This is a genomic window from Streptomyces sp. I05A-00742, from assembly GCF_013055795.1.
Lineage (GTDB): Bacteria > Actinomycetota > Actinomycetes > Streptomycetales > Streptomycetaceae > Streptomyces.
On the sequence record NZ_JABETO010000010.1, the window covers coordinates 126,106 to 145,312 of the forward strand.

Below are 19,207 nucleotides of genomic sequence, written 5' to 3' on the forward strand. Positions count from 1 at the left end.
GGAGCGCGGTTTCAAGGGGGTTGCGGGGGCACCCCCCGCAGAAACGGTGAAAGGGCGGGACCGGGGCACCCTCACCGAAACACCGACGGCGGCGGCTCCGGCGAAGGCNGTCTCAGCCCGTCCGGCGTTTGAGGACAACCGCGCGGAGCGCGGTTTCAAGGGGGTTGCGGGGGCACCCCCCGCAGAAACGGTGAAAGGGCGGGACCGGGGCACCCTCACCGAAACACCGACGGCGGCGGCTCCGGCGAAGGCCGCGCACTCGCGTCCGTCACGGCCGCGGCCCCGCCGCAGAAGTCGTCCAAGGACGAGCCGTGCTCAACACGCCCCTGCTGCGGATCCGTCGCACAGCGGCGCGTCAACTCGGCCACCGGAAGCGGAACATCCGACGCCACAAGAATCGCGTTGCCGAACCGCCGCCCCCGCAGAACAGCCGGCTCCGCCGCCAGGCACAGCTCGGGAAAGACCGTCCGCACGGTCGCCACCTGCGACTTGACGAAGGCGAGGGGCGAACCGTCGGCCAGATTGGCCGCGTAGCAGCCGCCGGGCCGCAAGACCCGCCGCACATCGGCGACGAACTCGGCGCTGGTGAGATGGGCGGGGGTGCGGGCGCCGGCGAAGACGTCGGCGATGATGAGGTCGGCCCAGGCGTCGGGCACCTTGGCGAGTACCGAGCGCGCGTCGCCGCCGCGGACGCGGATCCGCCAGGCGGGGTCGAGGGGCAGTTCGCGCCGGACGAAGGCGACGAGGGGTGCGTCGATCTCGACGACCTGCTGGGTGGAGCGCGGCCGGGTGGCGGCGACGTAGCGGGCGAGGGTGAAGGCGCCGCCGCCGAGGTGGAGGGCGTGGACCGGGCGGCCGGGCGGGGCCACGAGGTCGGCGACGTGGCCGAGCCGCCGCTGGTAGGAGAAGTCGAGGTGGGTGGGATCGTCGGGGTCCACGTGGGACTGGGGGGCGCCGTCGATCAGCAGGGTCCGGGCGCGCGGCCGGTCACGGTCCGGCTCCAGCTCCGCGAGACCACCCGCCACCTGCGCGGTGACCGGTTCCGCGGCGCGTCCGCGCCCTGTTCTCTGCTTGCCCTTTGCCACCCGGCAAGTATCGCCCGACGGCCGGCAGCGGAGGTCAGCGGCAGCGGTCCACGGCCTCGATGGTGCGGGCCGCCTCCCCGAGCGCGGCCCGCAGCACGACCGGGTCGGTGGCCTCGGAGAGCGCCGCGTCCGGGGCGACGAGCCAGCCGCTGCCGGTGACGGGCGGTTCCTGGCGGCCGGCGCGCAGGCCGCGCCCGTACGTCTGGGTGCAGGCGCTGCCGGGGACGTCCCAGCCGGCCGCGGTACCGGCGGGGACGAGGAAGCCGAGGGTGTGGCACTCGCCGTCGTGCAGCACGGGCCCGACGCCGTCGCGGAGCCGGAGGATGTCGACCGCCTCCAGGCCCTGTCGGGCGGGCACGGTGACCAGGTCGCACGGGGTGACCTCGCCCGGCCCCCGGGCGGGGCGCGCGGCCGGGCCGTGTCCGGGGCGCGCCTGGTGCGGGGGCGCCGTCCGCGAGCCGCCGATGTTCACTCCGGCTTCCGCCAAGGGGAACGCCTCCTCCGCACGTTTCGCTGACCTGTCGCTGCCGCTCCGAGCCGGGTCGGCCACCGCCTGGCACGGTCGGCCGGCACACGCTCGTACTGTTCAACTCCCCTGGCCTGTCAACGGCTACGGCGCCACGCCGCCATAAAGGATGGCAGTTCATGGCGGATCGCGAGTGGGATATCCGTTTTGTAGGCAAACCGGACGTACCGGCTGTCGGGGAGCCGGTACGGTCATCTCCGCCGCACGGCAGCACCACCGTCCGTCCCGGGTGTCGGCGGGACGGTACTCGCCAGGAGAGGGCCCGGCCATGGCGTCGCCCCACGCGTCCCCTTCACCTCGTCCCCCCCGCCCGAACACCGCCTTCCGGGAGCTGCGCGGACCGCGCTCACCTGGGGAGTTCGCGGCCGCGGTCCGGCGTGCGGCACGCGAGATCGGGGAACAAGTGGCGTGCGACGCCCGCTACATCGGACGCGTCGAATCCGGCGAGATCCGATGCCCCAACTACGCCTACGAGCGGGTATTCCGTCATATGTTCCCCGGTCTCGAACCGGCCGACATGGGCTTCCCGCCCCGCGAGACCGTGCGGGGACGGGGGGCGCGCAAGAAGGGCGGCGCGCCGTCCGCACACACCGAAAGCCCCGCCGACGCCTGTGACGACGCGGGTCCCGGCACGTCCGGCCCCGGGTACGTCGGCACCTCCGACACCGGCGGCATCAGCGACGAGGAGAGCGACGTGTTGCGTCGCGCGTTCATGACCCATGGCACGGCCGCGGTGGCCGTCGTCTCGCTGGGGGGCGTCGCGGGCGCCCGCCCGCAGCGCCACGCCGGGGAGGCGGAGGCCGCCGCGGTGGAACAGGCCGTCCGGCGGATCCGGCTGCTCGACGACCGGCACGGCGCGGACAGCCTCTACCGGCGCGCGGGACGGCCCCTGCGGGCGGCGTACGACCTGCTCGACGCCGAGACGCGGCGGCAGTCGGTCGCCGACCGGCTGCACACGGGCGCCGGTGAACTGGCGATCTCGGTGGGCTGGCTGGCGCACGATTCCGGCCGCTTCTCCGACGCCCGCTCGCACTACGCGGAGGCCCTGGCGACCGCCCGGGTCGCCGGGGACCCGGCGCTGGAGGCGCACGCCTTCTGCAACACCGCGTTCCTGGCCCGGGACGCGGGCCGGCCCCGGGAGGCGGTACGGGCCGCGCAGGCCGCGCAGCACGCCGGCCGGCGGCTGGGCTCGGCGCGGCTGATGTCCCTGCTGGCCCTGCGGGAGGCGGGCGGCTGGGCCCGGCTGGGCGACCGGGCGGCGTGCGAGGGGGCCCTGCTGCGGGCCCGGACGCTCTTCGGGCGGGGTGCGGGCGACGCCGACCCCGAGTGGATGACGTTTTTCGGCGAGGCGGAGCTGGAGGGCCTGGAGGCCCAGTGCTGGTCCGCCCTCGGCGACCGGACCCGGGCGGCCGAGCACGGCGAGCGGGCCGTGGCCCTGGCAGATCCGCACTTCGCGCGGAACATCGCGCTCTACACCGCGCAGCTCGCGGACGACCTCGCGGGAGGCGGGGCACCGGACGCCGCCGCGGCGGCGGCGGGCCGGGTGCTGGACCTGCTGACCCAGGTCCAGTCCAGCCGTATCCGGGCGATGCTCGCCGCCACCGCCCGGACCCTCCGTCCGCGTACGGACGCCCCGGGGGTGGCGTCGTTCCTCGAACGGCACGACGCGGCGCGGCTGTCCGCCTGACGGGTCCCGGGGGCCGCGTCAGCCCAGGTGGCCGGTGTCGTTCCACCGCTCGATCGCGGGCTCGCCGTACGCCCAGCCCAGGATCGACAGCGAGGTCGGCTCCAGCCGGACGCGCGCCGCGAACGACGCGTCGTAGCCGAGCCAGCGGGCGCCGAGGACGCGCAGGATGTGGCCGTGGGCGAAGACCAGGACGTCGCGGTCGGCCGAGCGCGCCCAGGCGACGACCTCGTCGGCGCGGGCGGAGACCTCGGCGAGCGTCTCGCCCCCGGGGACGCCGTCGCGCCAGATCAGCCAGCCGGGGCGGCGCTCCTTGATCTCGGCGGGGGTCATGCCCTCGTAGGCGCCGTAGTCGAACTCCATGAGCGCGTCCCAGTCGGCGGCCCGCTCGCCGAAGCCCGCGAGCTCACAGGTCTCCCTGGCGCGGACGAGGGGACTGGTGCGGACCTCGACGTCCGGCAGTCCGTCCCAGGGCGCGCGGTGCAGGCGCTCGCCCAGGAGCTTCGCCCCGCGCCGGCCCTCGTCGAGGAGCGGGATGTCCGTGCGGCCGGTGTGCTTGCCGGACAGCGACCACTCGGTCTGTCCGTGCCGGGCCAGCAGGATGCGCGGTGCCATGGAGCGGGCTCCCTCGGATGTCTCGGTGAATTGCGCCACAAAGGTGGCTTCGATCGGCGATTCCACGGCGTACACGGTGTATCGGCGTGGATCGTGCGGAGCCCTTTCGGACCCGACGGAACTATCATCACTCACTTGCGCCACAGGCAACCCAGGGCCCGGTGAGGACGTCTTCCTCCTCACGCGCCGGACCCCAGAACCGAACACGGGATGACCGCGGTCTTTCCGGGGAGCCACGGGGCGGTGTGCGACACATGCGGCGTACACCGTACGGTTGCATGCGCGCTTGTTGGCCGCCTGAACACATGGAGAGCGTCCGGATGTACCGCACCGCACCACTCGGTAAGCGGCCGCGCTGGTGGACCGAACTGCCGCTGATCGCCGCCGTCTACGCGATGTACTCGGCAGGCCGCCTGCTCGTCCGGGGTGACGAGGCATCCGCAGTCGATCACGGTCTGTCCATACTCGACTTCGAGAAGCAGTTCCGAATAAATTTCGAGAGCCCGCTCAACCGGCTGTTCACGGAGCACGCGAGCCTCGGCGTCCCCGCGGACTTCGCGTACGCCTCCCTGCACTACATCCTCACCCCGGCCGTCCTCGTCTGGATGTTCCGGCGCCGCCCGGAGCACTACCGCCGGGTCAGGACCTGGCTGATGACCTCCACACTCATCGGCCTGGTGGGCTTCACCCTCCTGCCCACCTGCCCGCCCCGCCTCCTCGACGACGTGTACGGCTTTCGCGACACCATGGAGCAGTACTCCGCGTACGGCTGGTGGGGCGGCGAGGCCAGCGCGCCGCGCGGCCTCGGCGGGCTCACCAACCAGTTCGCGGCCATGCCGAGCCTGCATGTCGGCTGGGCCCTGTGGTGCGGCGTCGTGCTGTGGCGGTACGGGCGCGGCCCGTTGTCGAAGATCATCGGCGTGGCGTACCCGCTCGCCATCACGCTCGTGGTCATGGGCACCGCCAACCACTACTTCCTGGACGCCGTCGCCGGTGTCGCCGTCATGGGCGTCGGCCTCCTGCTGACCCGGCCCGCGCTGCGGCTCGGCGAGCGGATCCGCGGCCGGTCCCCCCGGTCCCTGCCGTCCCTCGACACCGTCCGGCCGGCGGAATCGCCGGAGACCCCGGCGATTGTCAGTGGCGGATGCGAGACTTCGCCAGGTACTGCGCGCCCGCGCCGGACCGCTCCCGGCACGCCCGTCGGGGCCGGCCTGCCGGGTGCGCCGGAGAGACAGCGCGAGGCGGACGGCAGTGACCACATCCCTTCGGAACTCCCCCGGCAGGCGACCCGCGAAGGAGCCGGCGACAGCCGGCCCGACGGCGCTCCGGCAGCGGCTCACTGAGCTGCGCGGCCCGGCCGTCGCGGCGCGCCCGCTCGACGCGCGCGCCCTGGCGGCCCTGGCCGCCAACCCCGGCTGCCGCCGCCGCGCCCTGCTCGACGGCGCCGGGGTCGACAAGGCGGCGCTCGCCCAGGCCCTCGGCACGCCGGCCGCGTTCGGCCAGTCGCAGTTCGCCATCGCCCGCGGCAACGCCTTCGAGGCCCGCGTCAAGGCCGACGGCGGTGCCGAGCTCGTCCGGCTGCTGCGCGCGGCGCTCCCCGCCGAAGAGGCGGCCGAACCCCCGGAGTCCGTCGGCGCCCCCGACCTCTCCGCCGCCGGCCCCGAGGGCCGCACCGCCCGCACCGCCCTGGCCCTGCGCGACGCCACGGCGGCCGGGCGCTGGACGGTGCTCGACCACCCCCTGCTGGCGCTCACCGTCGCCGGCACCCCGGCCTACCTGGAGCCGGACGCCGTCGTCGTCCACCCGGACGGCACCTGGACCGTGGTCGAGATCAAGTCCTTCGCCATGATCGACGGCTCGGCCGACGCCGCGAAGGCCGGGGCCGCGGCCCGCCAGGCGGCGGTCTACGCGCTCGCCCTGGAGACGGTCGCCGACCGGCTGCCGGGGCCCGCCCCCGAAGGCGGCCGGGTGCGCCACCGGGCGCTGCTCGTCTGCCCGAAGGACTTCTCCAACCTGCCGGCCGGCGCGCTCCTCGACCTCCGCAAGCAGCGGGCCACCACCCGCCGCCAGCTCGGCCGGCTGACCCGCGTCGAGGAGATCGCCGCCGCCCTCCCGCCCGGCACCACGTTCGACCCGGACCGCCCCGCGGCGGAGCTGACCGCCGCCGTCGAGGCGGTCGACGCCGCGTACGCGCCGGACTGCCTCGCCGCCTGCGAGCTTGCCTTCCACTGCCGCGACCGGGCCCGGGAGGCGGGCGAGGTCGGGCACCTGGGCCGGGCGGTCCGCTCCGGGCTGGGCGGGCTCACCACGGTCGGGGAGGTCCTCGCCGCGGCCCAAGGGCAGGACGCCTCCGACGACCCCGCCGTCGCCGCCCTCCGCCGGGCCGCCGCCCTGCGGGCCGAGGCCCTGGCGTGCGCGGGCGGGCAACGGCCCGGGAGCGGGGCGGCATGTCGCTGATCACCTCGCTCGCCCGGCTGGAGGCGCTGCACGCCGGCCGCGCCCGCCCCCTCGCCACCGTCCGCCACCGGCACCTCTCCGAGCGGCCGCTCGTCCTCGTCCCCCTGACCACCTCCGGCGAGACGGGCGCGCCGCTCGGCGCCCTCGTCGGCACCGACCGGGACGCGCCGCGCCTGCTGACCGTCCCCCAGCCGCGCGACCGCACCCTGCGGTTCACCTTCCTCGCGGAGCTCGCCGAGGCGGTGCTGCCGTATGTGGAGGGGTATGCGGACGACACGGTGACCGAGGAGCGCAAGGAGACCGACCCGGCGACCGGCCGCAGGACGACCGTCGAGGCCGAGCTGTGCGCGGACGCCCCGCAACTGCTCGTCCCCGGCCCGGCGGCGGTGGAGTACGTGCGGCTGCTCGGCCGGTCCATGCGCTTCCGGCGCACCGCCGAGGAGGACCCGTCCGCCGACTGGCCCGCGCCGCCCCGCGTCCCGCTGCTCGGCCGCTGGTTCACCCACTACGGGGAGCGGGCCCACATCCCCGGCACCTCCCTGCTGCTCCCCGTGACCCAGCTGCTGTCCCGGCACTGGGCCACCGGCCAGAGCCACCTGGAGGACCAGCACCTGGGTGCCCTGCTGGCCTGGATCGACCCGCCCGAGGGCAGCACCGGCCAGGAGGCGGCCCGGCAGGCCGAGACGGCGCGCGACACCGACGGGCTGCTGCTCCACCCTCCCGCCGGGCCCGCCACCGACCCGGCGTTCGACAACAAGCTGCTGGCACCCGCCATCGCCCGCTACGACCGCGCCCGCACCGCGGTACTGGAGACCGGTCGCGGAAACGCCGCGCTGCGCGCCGCCGACACCGGCATACGCGCCCTGCTCGAAGCGCAGCTGCGCCCGACCTGGGACGCCGTGTGGCGCGGCGTCGACCTGCTGCGCGCCCTCCCCGAGGCGGCCTCGGTCCCCGAGCGGTGGAAGCGCGACCGCTGGTCGTACACCGGCCACCGCGACCGGCTGCGGGCCGGCGAGCCGCCGCAGCCGCGCCGGGACGACGCGGTCACCGCTGCGCGCAAGCTCGCCGCCCGGGAGACCGCCCAGGCCCGGCTGGACGCGCGGGAGGCACTGGACGATCCGCTGGTCATGGCCGGGCGGCGGCTGGCGGGCGAGGCGTTCGCCGGGGAGGTCGCCGAGGTGGTCATGGCGTACTCGGAGGCGAAGGTCCCGCGCCCGCGCCCGCTCGTCACCGTCCGCACGGAGGACACGCCGCTGCTGGAGGACGGCGTCCGGGTGCACCGCGTACTGGCCGACGGCCGGGCGCAGACCGGTGAGTTCGTGGCGGCCGGTCCGGACGGGCTCACCGTCCGGCTGACCGGCGGCATGGGCCGCGGCAAGGTCCCCGACGAGGGGTCGGTGCCCGCGCCCGGTGATCATGTGTGCTGGACCCTGTTCGACCCCGTGCCCAGGGGCGGCCCGGAGCTGCCCGACCCCGAGCGGACGCCTTGGACCCACGGCGGCCCGCCGGGCGCCCCGGCCGAGGAGCCCGACCCGGTGACCGCGGAGGACTACCTGTGAGCCAGGACATCGCCCCGCGCGGGCCGGCGCCGGAGCCGCCCGCCTTCGACCCGCCCTCGTTCGATCCGTCCGCCTTCGATCCGTCCGCCGCCGCGGCCGCCGCCACGGACGCGATCCTGCGCGACACCCTCGACGGCCGCCACCGCGGCGTCGTCGTCGACTCGCCGCCCGGCGCCGGCAAGTCGACGCTGGTCGTCCGGGCCGCCCTGGAGCTCGCCCGGGCCGGCCGCCCGCTGATGGTCGTCGCCCAGACCAACGCCCAGGTGGACGACCTGGTGCTGCGCCTCGCCGAGCAGGACCCCGAGCTCCCGGTCGGCCGGCTGCACAGCAGCGACCCGCAGCCGTACGACCCGGCGCTGGACGGCCTGGACCGGGTGATGACCTCCACGAAGGCCGCGGAGCTCGCCGGGCTGGACGTGGTGGTCTCCACCGCCGCGAAGTGGGCCCACACCAAGGTCGCCGAGCCCTGGGGCCAGGCGATCGTCGACGAGGCGTACCAAATGCGCTCGGACGCGCTGCTGGCCGTGGCGGGGCTGTTCGACCGGGCGCTGTTCGTCGGCGATCCGGGCCAGCTCGACCCGTTCAGCGTGGTGGGGGCCGAGGGGACGGCCCAGTGGGCCGGGCTGTCGTACGACCCGTCGGTGAGCGCGGTGAGCACGCTCCTCGCCCACAACCCCGGGCTGCCGCAGCACCGGCTGCCGGTCTCCTGGCGGCTCCCGGCGTCCGCCGCCCGGCTGGTCTCCGACGCGTTCTACCCGTACACGCGCTTCCGCAGCGGCACCGACCACGGCGACCGACTGCTGGCCTTCGGCGTCCGACCGGACGGTTCCGCGGTGGACCGGGTGCTGGACGAGGCCGCCGCCTCGGGGTGGGGGCTGCTGGAGCTGCCCGAGCGGCACGTGCCGCGCACCGACCCGGAGGCGGTCGAGGCGGTGGCCCTGGTGGTGCGCCGGATGCTCGACCGGGGCGGTGCCGTGACCAGCGAGCGCTCCCCCGACGCCGTACCGCTCACCCCCGCCCGGATCGCCGTGGGCACCGCCCACCGGGACCAGGCGGCCGCCGTCCGGGCGGCCCTCGCGGGGCACGGCGTGAGCGGCGTCACGGTGGACACCGCCAACCGGCTCCAGGGCCGCGAGTTCGACCTCACCGTGATCCTGCACCCGCTCTCCGGCCGCCCCGACGCGACCGCCTTCCACCTGGAGACGGGCCGGCTGTGCGTCCTGGCCTCCCGCCACCGGCACGCCTGCGTGGTGGTGTGCCGCGCGGGCGTGGACCGGCTGCTGGACGAGCACCCGTCGACGGAGCCGGTGCGGCTGGGGGTGGCGGTGAAGTTCCCGGATGGTTGGGAGGCGAACTTCGCGGTGCTCACCCACCTGAGCGAGCACCGGGTGCGATGGCGACCCTGACCAGCGGACGCCCGCCAAGCCGCCGCCCCGCCCGCCGGACGGAGTCCGGCACACCGCCGGAGGCGGCCGACGGATACAGCCCGGATGGCTGGGAGGCGAACTTCGCGGTACTCACCCACCTGAGCGAGCACCGGGTGCGATGGCGACCCTGACCAGCACACGACCACCAACCCGCCACCCCGCCCGCCGGAGGCGGCCGTAATACGCCTGGCCCCCTCCCGCCCGTGCCCCCTTGCGCGCGGCGCGACAATGGATGGCGGCGCAGACGATCCTGGAGGTATGTACATGTGCGAGTGCGAGCCGACACAGGCTCCCGGCCCGGGCGGTGGCGCGACCCGCCGTCTGAAGCCCGCGCCGCTGCTCTTCGAGCCGCCCGAGGCCGTCTCGGAGGCCGAGCACTTCTTCGACCTCGAATCGATCGAGGACCCGCGCGAGCTGCTCGCGCGCTCGACCGAGCTCGCGCTGGCCTTCCGCGCGGCGGCGGACCGGGCGGTGGAGTTCCAGGCGGTGGCGGCGGCGCAGCTCGCCGATCCCCGGCGGTTCGACCGGCTGCCCATGGCGGTGATCGCGGAGCGCGCCGAGTGGAGCGAGGACTATGCCAAGAAGATGGTGGAGTTCGGCCGCGAACTGCTGCGCGGCAGCAGAACGGCCGACTGACCGGCTCGTTCCCACGACGGCCCATGCCCCGGCTCATGGGCCGTTGGCATATGCGGCGCACAACCTAGCGCACCGCCGGCGCCGCTGTCCCGAGTTCGCCGAACTGCGGCCGCCGGCCCCCGGTCCGGAGCCGACCATGGGGGCATGAACTCCAGGCCACGCGATCCGCACCCCACCCGCTCCCCGCAGCCGCCCGTCCAGGTCGCGCCCGCCGGTGCCGACTGGCTCGCCTCGGCCAGTCCGTTCCCCCGCAGCGTCCTGGCACTGTGGTCGGACAACCCGCGGACGACCCTGGTGCTGCCCTGCGGGCGGGCGTTCGACGTGATCGGCGTTCCGTCGCTGTTCGGCCGCCGGATGCTCGACCGGCTGTGGTCGGCCGGGCCCGGCTCCGGCCCGGTGGCCGCCCAGCAGGGCCGGCTCCTGCTGTTCGCCGCCCCCGGGACGGCGCAGCGGCTGCCGGCGCTGCTGCGCTGGGAGGAGTGGGCCCGGGCCATTCCTCCCCTGCTGTGTCTGGGGACGGGCGACGCCGTGACCGTCCCCCCGCTGTATCCGCCGGACGAGACCGAGCCGACACCGCCCACGGCGCGCTGGGTGGTCGCCCCGGACGTCCGCCATCCGTGGCTGCCGGGGCCCGACACCCTGCTCTGGGCCTGCGTCCGTACCGCCCGTTCCGGTCTCAAACATACGGATTTTCTTTCCACCGGATCAGGGTGCTAGAGTTTCTCCGTCAGCAGGCGCCGCTAGCTCAGTTGGTTAGAGCAGCTGACTCTTAATCAGCGGGTCCGGGGTTCGAGTCCCTGGCGGCGCACAGACAGGGAAGATCCCCTCACTTCGGTGAGGGGATCTTTTCGTTTGCCCGTATGCCGACATATGCCCGTATGCCCGGAGTACGTCCGGAGAAGGTCAGCCCCGGGTCACCCGGACCGTCCACGCCCCGTCCGCCGCGCGCCCCCGGACGTCCACCCGCACCCCGTTCGGCCCCACGGACAGGGACTCCCCCACCCCGAGCGGCGCGTCGGCCAGCGGTGGGTAGACGGCCTCGCCGGGGCAGGCCAGGCTGTCGGGATGGCCGTCCAGCACCTGGACGGGCCCGCCGCCGGAGGGCGTCTCGCTGTCCACCCGGTAGACCAGCACCCCTTCCGTGCAGGTGGCGGCGTCGTTGCCGGACGCGGTGCGCGCCTCGACGACGACGGCGCTCGTCGGCCCGGTCCTGGCCACCACCAGCCGGGTACGGGTGTCCTGCCCCGGCCGCATCGGGGCCTCCAGCGGCTGGAGGGTGTGCACTCCGCTGCCCCGCCCGGCGACGCAGTCCACCTGCCGGGCGTCGAGCCAGCCCAGCTTCCACTTGTGCCAGCCGAAGGGGTCGGACGCCAGCCCGAACTGGCTGCCCATGAGGTCCCAGTCGCCGACATGGGTGTCCCAGTCGCCCTTGCCCTCGGACGGCCGGTGGTAGAGGTCGGGCAGGTCCAGGACGTGTCCGGTCTCGTGGGCGAGGACGTTGCGGTCGGGCGGGTGGTGTTCGAAGACGGTGACGACCCGGCGCAGCTCGGCGCCGTCCACGTCCAGCGGCCGGTCGAGGTTGACGACCTTGGTCGCGTCGGAGTCCACCCCGGGGGCGTCGGGGTCGGCGACCAGGTAGACCAGCCCGTAGCGGCCGAAGTCGACGGCTCCGCGCGCGGCGGTGATGGCGTCCCGCAGGTAGGCGGTGCGCAGCTCGCCGTCCCAGTCGCGCTGTATCCGGTACGCGGTGGAGGGCCGGGGCATCCGGAACCACCGGTCCACCGCGTGGGGGCGGACGGAGAACCGGCCGTAGGAGGCCCGCTCGAAGAAACGGGAGGTGCCGGGGAAGTGGTCCGCCGTGAGCTGGGCCGGGGTGGCGACGGGCCGGGAGTCGGGGAACGAGAGGAAGACCAGGACGGCGTCCAGCCGGCCCACGGCGCGCGGGTAGGACGGGTTCCAGGTGTCCAGTCCCTCGGAGTGGTGGGCGTCGCTGCGCGGCAGTGCGCAGGGGCCGCCCGGTCCCGCCGCCCGGGCGGGGCCCGCCACCAGGGTGGCGGCGATGGCGCACAGGCAGGTCAGCATGGCGCCCAGCCGGCGCAGCCCTGACCGTTCCACCCCCATGGGTGTCTGCGGACGCACCACGTCGACCTCCCGGGAAGGATTCGGGACACCTCTCCCACCCTCGGGCGATTTGTAGCGTTATGCCCTGTTCCGGTCCCCCGGTCGAGTGACGGGGCCGACTTCTGGGTACATCACACTCAGTCACGGACGGTCAATCGAGATGACATCGAGATGCACGCCCTTGCAGCCTCGGCCCAGAGCGGGCATGGACGTGCAGAAACGGTCGGATCCAGGACCGCGGCTCCCCTGATCGAGACCCGGCCGCTGGAACGGGCCCCGTACGAGCCCTATGATCGCCACATTTGCAGCATGGATTGCCCCAACCGGCGGCCATATGCCGTCAATTCGACCACGCGTACGAGTCTCATGAAAGCCGCACGGCACTGTGCGGAACGATTGCCACGCGGGAGCGAGCGGTGAGCGGAACCCTCGACGGCCAGGGCGGCGTGCCGGGTGCGGCGGCGCCCGTCGTCACACAACGTCACGTCAACGCGGATGATTTCCGCGCTGCCTTCCGGGCCGCGCATCTGGGGATGGCCGTCGTCGGGTCCGACGGCCTGGTGCGCGTCGCCAACGACGCCCTCGGAGCGCTGCTGGGCACCGACCCGGCCCGGCTCCACGACTGTCCCGCCGCGGAGTTCACCGGACTGCGCGAGGACTCCCGGACCTGGAACGCGTACCGGGAAGTGCTGGCAGGACGCAGGGCCAGGCTCAACTGCACGCGCCGTCTCCGGCGCCCCGGCGGACGGTCGGTCTGGGCCGAGGTCACCGTCACCCCGCTGCCCGGCACCCGTGACACCCTGCTGTCGGTCGCCGACATCAGCGAACGCCGCGATCTGCGCGCCCGGCTGCGCCATCTGCGGATGCACGACCCGGTGACCCGGCTGCCCAACCGCAGCCTGTTCTTCGAGCGGCTGGCCGCGGCGCTGGCGGCGGCGTCCCTCGCGGAGGACGGCCGGGGCCGGATCGGCCTGTGCTACCTGGACCTCGACGGTTTCAAGGCCGTCAACGACACCCTCGGTCACCGCGCCGGCGACCGGCTGCTCGGCGCGGTGGCCCGGCGGCTGCGCGACTGCGCGGCCGAGGGCGGCCACCTGGTGGCGCGGCTGGGCGGCGACGAGTTCGCGCTGCTCGTCGAGGAGTCGGCCGGCACGGAGCAGTTGGTCGCCCTCGCCGGGGCCGTCCAGGCCGCGCTCCAGCGGCCGTTCGAGGTGGACGGGCAGCGGCTGGCGGTCTCGGCGAGCATCGGCGTCGTCGAGCGCGAGGCCGCAGGGACGCACGCCACCGAGCTGATGCAGGCCGCCGACACCACGCTGTACTGGGCGAAGGCGGACGGCAAGGCACGCTGGGCGCTCTTCGACCCGGAGCGCAACGCCCACCGGATGACCCGCCAGGCGCTCTCCAGCACCCTCCGGCCCGCCGTCGAGCGCGGCGAGTTCGTCCTCCAGTACCAGCCGCTGGTCGGGCTGGGCGACGGGGTGGTCCGCGGTGTGGAGGCCCTGGTGCGCTGGCACCACCCGCAGTTCGGCACCCTCTCGCCGAATCGGTTCATCGGACTGGCCGAGGAGACCGGCGCGATCGTGCCGCTCGGCCGCTGGGTGCTGGAGACCGCCTGCCGCCAGGCCCGCCGCTGGCAGCTCGACCGGCCGGACGAACCGCTCGTGGTGAGCGTGAACGTGGCGGTCCGTCAGGTCTGGGACTCGGACCTGGTCGCGGACGTGGCGGCGATCCTCGCCGAGACCGGGCTGCCGCCGCGCCTGCTCCAACTGGAGCTGACCGAATCGGCGGTGATGGGCTCGGCGGGCCGGCCGCTCCAACAGCTGCGCCGGCTCAGCGACATGGGCGTCGCCATCGCCATCGACGACTTCGGCACCGGCTACTCCAACCTCTCCTACCTCAGCAGACTCCCGGTCTCCACGCTGAAGCTGGACGGCTCGTTCGTGCACGGCTTCCGCACCGACGAACCGCCGAACCCGGCCGACGAGACCATCGTCGAGGCCCTGGTGCAACTGGCGCACCGGCTGGGGCTGACCGTGACGGCGGAGTGCGTGGAGAACGCGGAACAGGCGGAGCGGCTGGGGCGGATCGGGTGCGACACGGGACAGGGCTGGTTCTACTCACGGCCGGTGGCGGCGGAGCGGATCTCCGCCCTGCTGGGAGCGGGGGCGGGTGCCCGGCCGCCCGCCCCTGCCCCTGCCCCCGTCCGCTAGGGACGTATCACGCCGCGCGCGCTGTCCTCGGGCTCGGGGTTCGGGCCCCCGTCGCGGCTGGAGGACGCGTACCGCGCTGTCCTCGGGCTCGGGGGTTCGGGGGCGGAGCCCCCGAGAAACGGTGAAAGGGTGGGCCAGGGGCCAAGTCCCCCCACCCCCGACAGCGCGCCACCGACCCACCCCACCGGACTAGCCCTGGGCCTCCGCGCCGCCCGGCATCCCGTACGCGTCCGCGATCAGGTCGTAGCTGCGCAGCCGGGCGTCCGCGCCGTGCACGTTCGCCGTGATCATCAGCTCGTCGGCGCCCGTCCGGCGCACCAGGGCGTCCAGCCCCTCCCGGACCTCGTCCGGCGTGCCGTAGACGACGTTCCGCAGCCAGTCGTCGACGAAGTCCCGCTCCACGTCGGTGAATTCGTACGCCGCCGCCTCCTCGGGCGACGGCACCAGGCCCGGCCGTCCGCGGCGCAGCCGCAGCATGGACAGGGCCCCGGTGAGCACCTGCCGCCGTGCCTCCGCCGGGTCGTCCGCCGCGAGCGCCTGGACGCCGATCTTGGCGTAGGGGCGGTCGAGGACGGCCGACGGCCGGAAGGAGGAGCGGTAGAGGTCGAGGGCGGGCACGGTGTTCGCCGCCGAGAAGTGGTGGGCGAAGGAGAAGGGCAGCCCGAGCGCCCCGGCCAGCCGGGCGCTGAAGCCGGAGGAGCCGAGCAGCCAGACGGAGGGCCGGTCGGCCCGCTGGACCCCGCCGGGCACCCGGCCCTGGACCGGTCCCGGCACGGCGTGGATCCGTGCGTAGGGGTGCCCGTCCGGGAAGTCGTCGTCGAGGAAGCGGATCAGCTCGGAGAGCTGCTGCGGGAACTCGTCCGCCCCCTCCGCGAGCTGGTCCGCCCGGCGCAGGGCGGCGGCGGTGGCGCCGTCCGTGCCGGGTGCGCGCCCGAGGCCCAGATCGATCCGCCCCGGCGCGAACGCCTCCAGCGTGCCGAACTGCTCGGCGATCACCAGCGGCGCGTGGTTGGGCAGCATCACCCCGCCGGAACCGAGCCGGATCCGCTCCGTCCGGGCCGCCAGGTGGGCCAGGATCACGGCGGGCGAGGAACTGGCGACGCCCGGCATCGAGTGGTGCTCGGCGACCCAGTAGCGGTGGAATCCGCGCCGCTCGGTGCGGTGGGCGAGCTCGACGGTGGTCCCCAGCGCCTGCCGCGCGGTCCTGCCGCTGCCCACGGTGGCCAGGTCCAGCACGGACAGCGGTACGGGCGCCCGTCCCCGAGGGGTCGCCCGGATGATCTCGTCGTGCGCGTCGGCCACGGTGGCCCGCCTCCCTGCTCGTGTCGCGCGGTGCGCGTCGCCCGCTGCCGGGTCCCCTGTTCCCTGCACCGGGCGCGCTGCTCCGCCGGTCTCGCGGAAGGCAACCGGAGAGAGACTCCGCTTTATTCCCGCCGCCCCGCCCGCCCGCTTCATGCTGTCGGCATATGCCGCCGACCAGCGCCACAGCCCAGAGCGGTAGGGTCCGCTTCCGTTCTCCGCAACACCCTCTCCGGACGGGCCCGTTCGTCCTATCGTGAGAAGCGGAACACCCGCGCGACCAGCCAAGGGGAGACCGTGGCGCTCAAGCCCGAGCCGATCACACCGTTCCACTCGGTGCAGCACGCCCTGCGCGTCCTGGAGACGGTCACCAAGTACACGGGAGGGGTGAGCGAGGCCCAGCTCGCCCGGGAGACCGGCCTGCCCCCGGGCCGCCTGGCCCACCTGCTGGCGATGCTCCACCGCGAGCGGTACGTGGTACGGGCCGGCGACGACGCGTACGCCGCCGGACCGGCGCTCGCCCTGCTCGGCACGGGCGGCGACCGCGACGCGGCCCTCACCGACCGGCTCCAGCGGGCGCTCACCCGGCTGCGCGACACCATCGGGGCGGCCGTCTACCTCAGCGGGTACGTCGACGGCGAGGTCCGGATCACCCAGTACGCGGACGGGCCCGGCACGCCCCGCGTGAACGAGTGGGTGGACTTCCGCACGGCCGCCCACGCGAGCGCCCTCGGCAAGTGCCTGCTCACCCAGCTCGACCACGACGACCGGCGCGACCACCTCTCCCGGCACCGGACCGCCCGGTTCACCTCCCGGACGATCACCGACGAGAAGACGCTGCTCACCCGGCTCGCCGCCCAGCCCGCCAGCGTGCCCGTCCTCGACCTCCAGGAGTACGCGCTGGGCACGGTCTGCGCCGCCGTCCCGATCACCGCTGGCAAGCGGGTCGGCTCGCTCGCCCTCTCCCTCCCGCTCGCCCACGCCCACCGGCTGCGCCAGGCGGCGGACGCGCTGAACCGGCACGCCGCCCCGATGCTGCTCTCCCTCGCCCTGCACTGAAGGGGCCCACGGGGCTCGCGGGGCCCTGAGCAGCGGCTGGTGCGAAGCACCGCTCGGGACCAGGTAGTATTTATCCCGTCAGCGAGCGCCGCTAGCTCAGTTGGTTAGAGCAGCTGACTCTTAATCAGCGGGTCCGGGGTTCGAGTCCCTGGCGGCGCACCGACAGCAGAAGGCCCCTCACTCAGGTGAGGGGCCTTCTGCGTAGTGTGTGCGGGAACCGGTCATGGAGAAAGGAGCAGCCACGTGCCCCAGCGGCGCCGCCCCTCGGCAGCCGGCCTGATGCTGCTGCTCCTCGTGGCCCTCTTCGGCTTCACGGGCCTCACCGGCGTCTCCGCCGCGGCCCCGGCCGCCTCCGACGGCACCATCCGGGCCGACGCGTCCCGGCCGCTCGCCGCGTCACGCACCCAGGACGGACCCGCCGTCCACGCCGCGCCCGGCGCGGTCGCCCACGACGGTGACGGCGGGAGTTGCCGCCCCCACGACGTGCCGCTGAAGGGCACGGAGGCCGTCGTCCCGCACGCCCCCACCGACCCGCTCACCGCGTCCGCCACCGCGCGCACGCCGCTCCCCCGGACTCCGGCACCCCGGGCCCGCGCACCCCGGGCCCCGCCCGTACCGGTCGCCGGCTGCGCCGAGCTCCTCCCCGTCCTGCGGATCTAGACCCGCCCGTACGGCCCGCGCCGGGCCGTACTCCGGCATGCCTGGATTCGCCGAGACCCACGGAGCTTTGACCCTCATGTCGCCTTCCCCCGAGCAGTTGTCCCCCAAGAAGCAGCCGGCTTCCCAGAAGAACCAGAAGAGTCAGAAGGACCAGCAGAACCAAAAGTCCCAGAAGGCCCAGAAGAGCACGAAGAACCAGAAGTCCCGAAAGGGCCCACAGCCCAAGAAGGGCCCGCAGACCCCCGGCACCACCACCCGCCGCCTCGCCGCCGCCGGCGCGGGCGTCGCCCTGGTCGTGGCCGCCGTCGCCGCGGGCATCGCCATCGCCGACGGCTCGGGCGACGGCAGCCGCAAACCGTCCGCCTCGGCGTCGTCCGGGCCCTCCGCCGACCCCCAGCAGCCCCTCTTCGACGAGGCCGAACAGGCCACCAGCCGGCGCGCCAAGGACGACCCGCTCGCCGTCGGCAGGCCCGACGCGCCCGTGGTGCTCGTCGAGTACGCGGACTACCAGTGCTCGTTCTGCGGCAAGTTCACCCGTGACAGCCAGCCGGAACTGATCAAGAAGTATGTGGACCAGGGCGTCCTGCGGATCGAGTTCCGCAACTTCCCGATCTTCGGCGATCCCTCGCAGCGCGCCGCCCGTGCCTCCTGGGCGGCCGGCCGGCAGGGCCGCTTCTGGCAGTTCCACGACGAGCTGTACGCCAAGACCCGCAAGGGGGACGCCCTCGCCGAGGGCAGGCTCGTCGACATGGCCCGGACGGCGGGCGTCCGCGACCTCGACCGTTTCCGCGCCGACATGAACAGCTCCGCGTCCGAAGACGCCGTCAAGAAGGACCAGTCGGAGGGCTACCGGCTCGGGGTCAGCAGCACCCCGTCCTTCCTCGTCGGGGGCCGGCCCCTCGCCGGCGCCCAGCCGCTGAAGGAGTTCGAGGCCGCCATCGCGCAGGCGAAGGCCGCGAAGGAAGCGAAGGACGCCAAGAAGGCGAAGGGCCGGGCGGGCGAATGACCGACATCGGCTACCTCGCCGCGTTCCTCGGCGGCGTCCTCGCCCTGGTCAGCCCGTGCAGCGCCCTGCTGCTGCCGGCGTTCTTCGCCTACTCGCTCGCGAGCCCGGGCCGGCTGCTGGCCCGGACCGGCGTCTTCTACCTCGGCCTGGCCACCACGCTCGTCCCGCTGGGCGCGGCCTCCTCCGCCGCCAGCCGGCTCTTCAACGGCCACCGGGAGGCGCTCGTGGCGGCCGGCGGGTGGATCGTCATCGCCCTGGGCGCCGCCCAGATCCTCGGCCTCGGCTTCGCGTCGCGGACGGCACAGGCGGCGGCCGGCCGCATCACCCCGCGCACCGCGGCCTCCACCTACCTGCTGGGCTGTGTGTACGGACTGGCCGGCTTCTGCGCGGGACCGATCCTCGGCTCGGTCCTGGCCATGACGGCCATGCGCGGCGAGGCGGTACAGGGAGCCGCCATGCTCGCCGTCTACGCCCTCGGCATGGCGCTGCCGCTGTTCGTCCTCGCCGTGTTCTGGGACCGCTTCCGGCTGGGCACCCGGCCCTGGCTGCGCGGCCGAGAGCTGCGGCTGGGACGGCTGCGCCTGCACACGACGTCCCTCCTGTCCGGCCTGTTCTTCATCGGGATCGGCGTCCTCTTCCTGTGCTACGACGGGACGACCGGCCTGTCCGGTCCGCTCGACGCCGACCAGGAGGCGAGCCTGGAGGAGACCGTCTCCCGCGTCGGCAACGCCGTGCCCGACCAGGTCCTGCTGATCGTGGTCGCGCTCGTCGTGGCGGGCGTGCTGGCCCGGATCGCGTTCCGGCGCCCCAAGGCCGGGGAGGAACCCGAAAAGGTCCGGGAGGAGTCGGCATGAGCCCGCGGG

The 19,207-nt window shown here is 74.6% G+C and carries 17 protein-coding genes and 2 tRNA genes; 14 read left to right on the forward strand and 5 right to left on the reverse strand.

All coding sequences use genetic code 11. The features are described from left to right. Nucleotides 1-215: 215 nt before the first annotated feature. Both HN013_RS12790 and HN013_RS12795 read right to left on the reverse strand, forming a co-directional pair. Nucleotides 216-1,085 carry a spermidine synthase gene (locus tag HN013_RS12790; protein WP_171166207.1) on the reverse strand — a complete coding sequence of 290 codons (870 nt, stop codon included), beginning with the start codon at nucleotides 1,083-1,085 and terminating at the stop codon, nucleotides 216-218. A gap of 34 nt (nucleotides 1,086-1,119) precedes the next feature. Next, a complete protein-coding gene (locus tag HN013_RS12795; protein WP_171166208.1) occupies nucleotides 1,120-1,572 on the reverse strand; it encodes a hypothetical protein in 453 nt (150 codons plus the stop codon). Between the two features lie 307 nt (nucleotides 1,573-1,879). Here HN013_RS12795 and HN013_RS12800 point away from each other — a divergent pair, with 307 nt between their 5' ends. Then, nucleotides 1,880-3,298, forward strand: a complete 1,419-nt coding sequence (locus HN013_RS12800; RefSeq protein WP_171166209.1) for a tetratricopeptide repeat protein — start codon at nucleotides 1,880-1,882, stop codon at nucleotides 3,296-3,298. Between the two features lie 18 nt (nucleotides 3,299-3,316). On the opposite strand, the gene HN013_RS12805 is transcribed toward HN013_RS12800, so the two are convergent. Next, nucleotides 3,317-3,910 (reverse strand): histidine phosphatase family protein, encoded by a 594-nt coding sequence (locus HN013_RS12805; protein ID WP_171166210.1) that lies wholly within the window; start codon nucleotides 3,908-3,910, stop codon nucleotides 3,317-3,319. 320 nt (nucleotides 3,911-4,230) lie between these two features. Here HN013_RS12805 and HN013_RS12810 point away from each other — a divergent pair, with 320 nt between their 5' ends. The 7 genes from HN013_RS12810 (at nucleotide 4,231) to HN013_RS12840 (ending at nucleotide 10,797) form a co-directional block, all read left to right on the forward strand. After that, nucleotides 4,231-5,253 (forward strand): phosphatase PAP2 family protein, encoded by a 1,023-nt coding sequence (locus HN013_RS12810; protein ID WP_171166211.1) that lies wholly within the window; start codon nucleotides 4,231-4,233, stop codon nucleotides 5,251-5,253. Next, nucleotides 5,162-6,367, forward strand: a complete 1,206-nt coding sequence (locus tag HN013_RS12815) for a hypothetical protein (protein ID WP_398979435.1) — start codon at nucleotides 5,162-5,164, stop codon at nucleotides 6,365-6,367. The genes HN013_RS12810 and HN013_RS12815 overlap by 92 nt, the downstream gene beginning before the upstream one ends. Next, nucleotides 6,358-7,926, forward strand: coding sequence for a hypothetical protein (locus tag HN013_RS12820; RefSeq protein WP_171166212.1), 1,569 nt, complete (start codon nucleotides 6,358-6,360; stop codon nucleotides 7,924-7,926). Before HN013_RS12815 ends, HN013_RS12820 begins: the two co-directional genes overlap by 10 nt. A gap of 113 nt (nucleotides 7,927-8,039) precedes the next feature. Then, on the forward strand, nucleotides 8,040-9,332 hold the full coding sequence (locus HN013_RS12825; protein ID WP_171166286.1) for an AAA domain-containing protein: 1,293 nt from the start codon (nucleotides 8,040-8,042) through the stop codon (nucleotides 9,330-9,332). 279 nt (nucleotides 9,333-9,611) lie between these two features. Next, nucleotides 9,612-9,989 (forward strand): hypothetical protein, encoded by a 378-nt coding sequence (locus HN013_RS12830; protein ID WP_171166213.1) that lies wholly within the window; start codon nucleotides 9,612-9,614, stop codon nucleotides 9,987-9,989. Nucleotides 9,990-10,133: 144 nt separating this feature from the next. Beyond that, nucleotides 10,134-10,706: a bifunctional DNA primase/polymerase gene (locus HN013_RS12835; protein ID WP_171166214.1), complete on the forward strand. Its 573-nt coding sequence runs from the start codon at nucleotides 10,134-10,136 to the stop codon at nucleotides 10,704-10,706. 17 nt (nucleotides 10,707-10,723) lie between these two features. Then, nucleotides 10,724-10,797, forward strand: a tRNA-Lys gene (locus HN013_RS12840). 95 nt (nucleotides 10,798-10,892) lie between these two features. On the opposite strand, the gene HN013_RS12845 is transcribed toward HN013_RS12840, so the two are convergent. Continuing rightward, a complete protein-coding gene (locus HN013_RS12845; RefSeq protein ID WP_171166288.1) occupies nucleotides 10,893-12,110 on the reverse strand; it encodes a M6 family metalloprotease domain-containing protein in 1,218 nt (405 codons plus the stop codon). A gap of 416 nt (nucleotides 12,111-12,526) precedes the next feature. Between HN013_RS12845 and HN013_RS12850 the strand changes: the two genes are divergently transcribed. After that, nucleotides 12,527-14,320, forward strand: a complete 1,794-nt coding sequence (locus HN013_RS12850; protein ID WP_171166215.1) for an EAL domain-containing protein — start codon at nucleotides 12,527-12,529, stop codon at nucleotides 14,318-14,320. Between the two features lie 189 nt (nucleotides 14,321-14,509). Here the strand turns inward: HN013_RS12850 and HN013_RS12855 are convergent, their stop codons facing one another. After that, the gene (locus HN013_RS12855) at nucleotides 14,510-15,622 is read right to left on the reverse strand and encodes an LLM class flavin-dependent oxidoreductase (protein ID WP_171166216.1); all 1,113 of its coding nucleotides are present in this window, start codon (nucleotides 15,620-15,622) and stop codon (nucleotides 14,510-14,512) included. Nucleotides 15,623-15,916: 294 nt separating this feature from the next. On the opposite strand from HN013_RS12855, the gene HN013_RS12860 reads away from it, so the two are divergent. The 5 genes from HN013_RS12860 (at nucleotide 15,917) to HN013_RS12880 (ending at nucleotide 19,198) form a co-directional block, all read left to right on the forward strand. After that, nucleotides 15,917-16,678 (forward strand): IclR family transcriptional regulator C-terminal domain-containing protein, encoded by a 762-nt coding sequence (locus HN013_RS12860; protein WP_171166217.1) that lies wholly within the window; start codon nucleotides 15,917-15,919, stop codon nucleotides 16,676-16,678. 85 nt (nucleotides 16,679-16,763) lie between these two features. Continuing rightward, nucleotides 16,764-16,837 (forward strand) — tRNA-Lys (locus tag HN013_RS12865). Between the two features lie 84 nt (nucleotides 16,838-16,921). After that, nucleotides 16,922-17,338 (forward strand): hypothetical protein, encoded by a 417-nt coding sequence (locus tag HN013_RS12870; protein WP_171166218.1) that lies wholly within the window; start codon nucleotides 16,922-16,924, stop codon nucleotides 17,336-17,338. Nucleotides 17,339-17,414: 76 nt separating this feature from the next. After that, complete coding sequence (locus HN013_RS12875; protein WP_171166219.1) at nucleotides 17,415-18,344, forward strand: thioredoxin domain-containing protein; 930 nt, start codon at nucleotides 17,415-17,417, stop codon at nucleotides 18,342-18,344. Then, nucleotides 18,341-19,198: a cytochrome c biogenesis CcdA family protein gene (locus HN013_RS12880; protein WP_171166220.1), complete on the forward strand. Its 858-nt coding sequence runs from the start codon at nucleotides 18,341-18,343 to the stop codon at nucleotides 19,196-19,198. The genes HN013_RS12875 and HN013_RS12880 overlap by 4 nt, the downstream gene beginning before the upstream one ends. Nucleotides 19,199-19,207: the final 9 nt, after the last annotated feature.

Excerpts from the sequence above, each read along its gene's own strand:
- HN013_RS12800 (WP_171166209.1), top strand. The coding sequence starts at position 1,880 with ATGGCGTCGCCCCACGCGTCCCCTTCACCTCGTCCCCCCCGCCCGAAC.
- HN013_RS12805 (WP_171166210.1), bottom strand. The coding sequence starts at position 3,910 with ATGGCACCGCGCATCCTGCTGGCCCGGCACGGACAGACCGAGTGGTCG.
- HN013_RS12810 (WP_171166211.1), top strand. The coding sequence starts at position 4,231 with ATGTACCGCACCGCACCACTCGGTAAGCGGCCGCGCTGGTGGACCGAA.
- HN013_RS12820 (WP_171166212.1), top strand. The coding sequence starts at position 6,358 with ATGTCGCTGATCACCTCGCTCGCCCGGCTGGAGGCGCTGCACGCCGGC.
- HN013_RS12830 (WP_171166213.1), top strand. The coding sequence starts at position 9,612 with ATGTACATGTGCGAGTGCGAGCCGACACAGGCTCCCGGCCCGGGCGGT.
- HN013_RS12835 (WP_171166214.1), top strand. The coding sequence starts at position 10,134 with ATGAACTCCAGGCCACGCGATCCGCACCCCACCCGCTCCCCGCAGCCG.
- HN013_RS12845 (WP_171166288.1), bottom strand. The coding sequence starts at position 12,110 with ATGGGGGTGGAACGGTCAGGGCTGCGCCGGCTGGGCGCCATGCTGACC.
- HN013_RS12875 (WP_171166219.1), top strand. The coding sequence starts at position 17,415 with ATGTCGCCTTCCCCCGAGCAGTTGTCCCCCAAGAAGCAGCCGGCTTCC.
- HN013_RS12880 (WP_171166220.1), top strand. The coding sequence starts at position 18,341 with ATGACCGACATCGGCTACCTCGCCGCGTTCCTCGGCGGCGTCCTCGCC.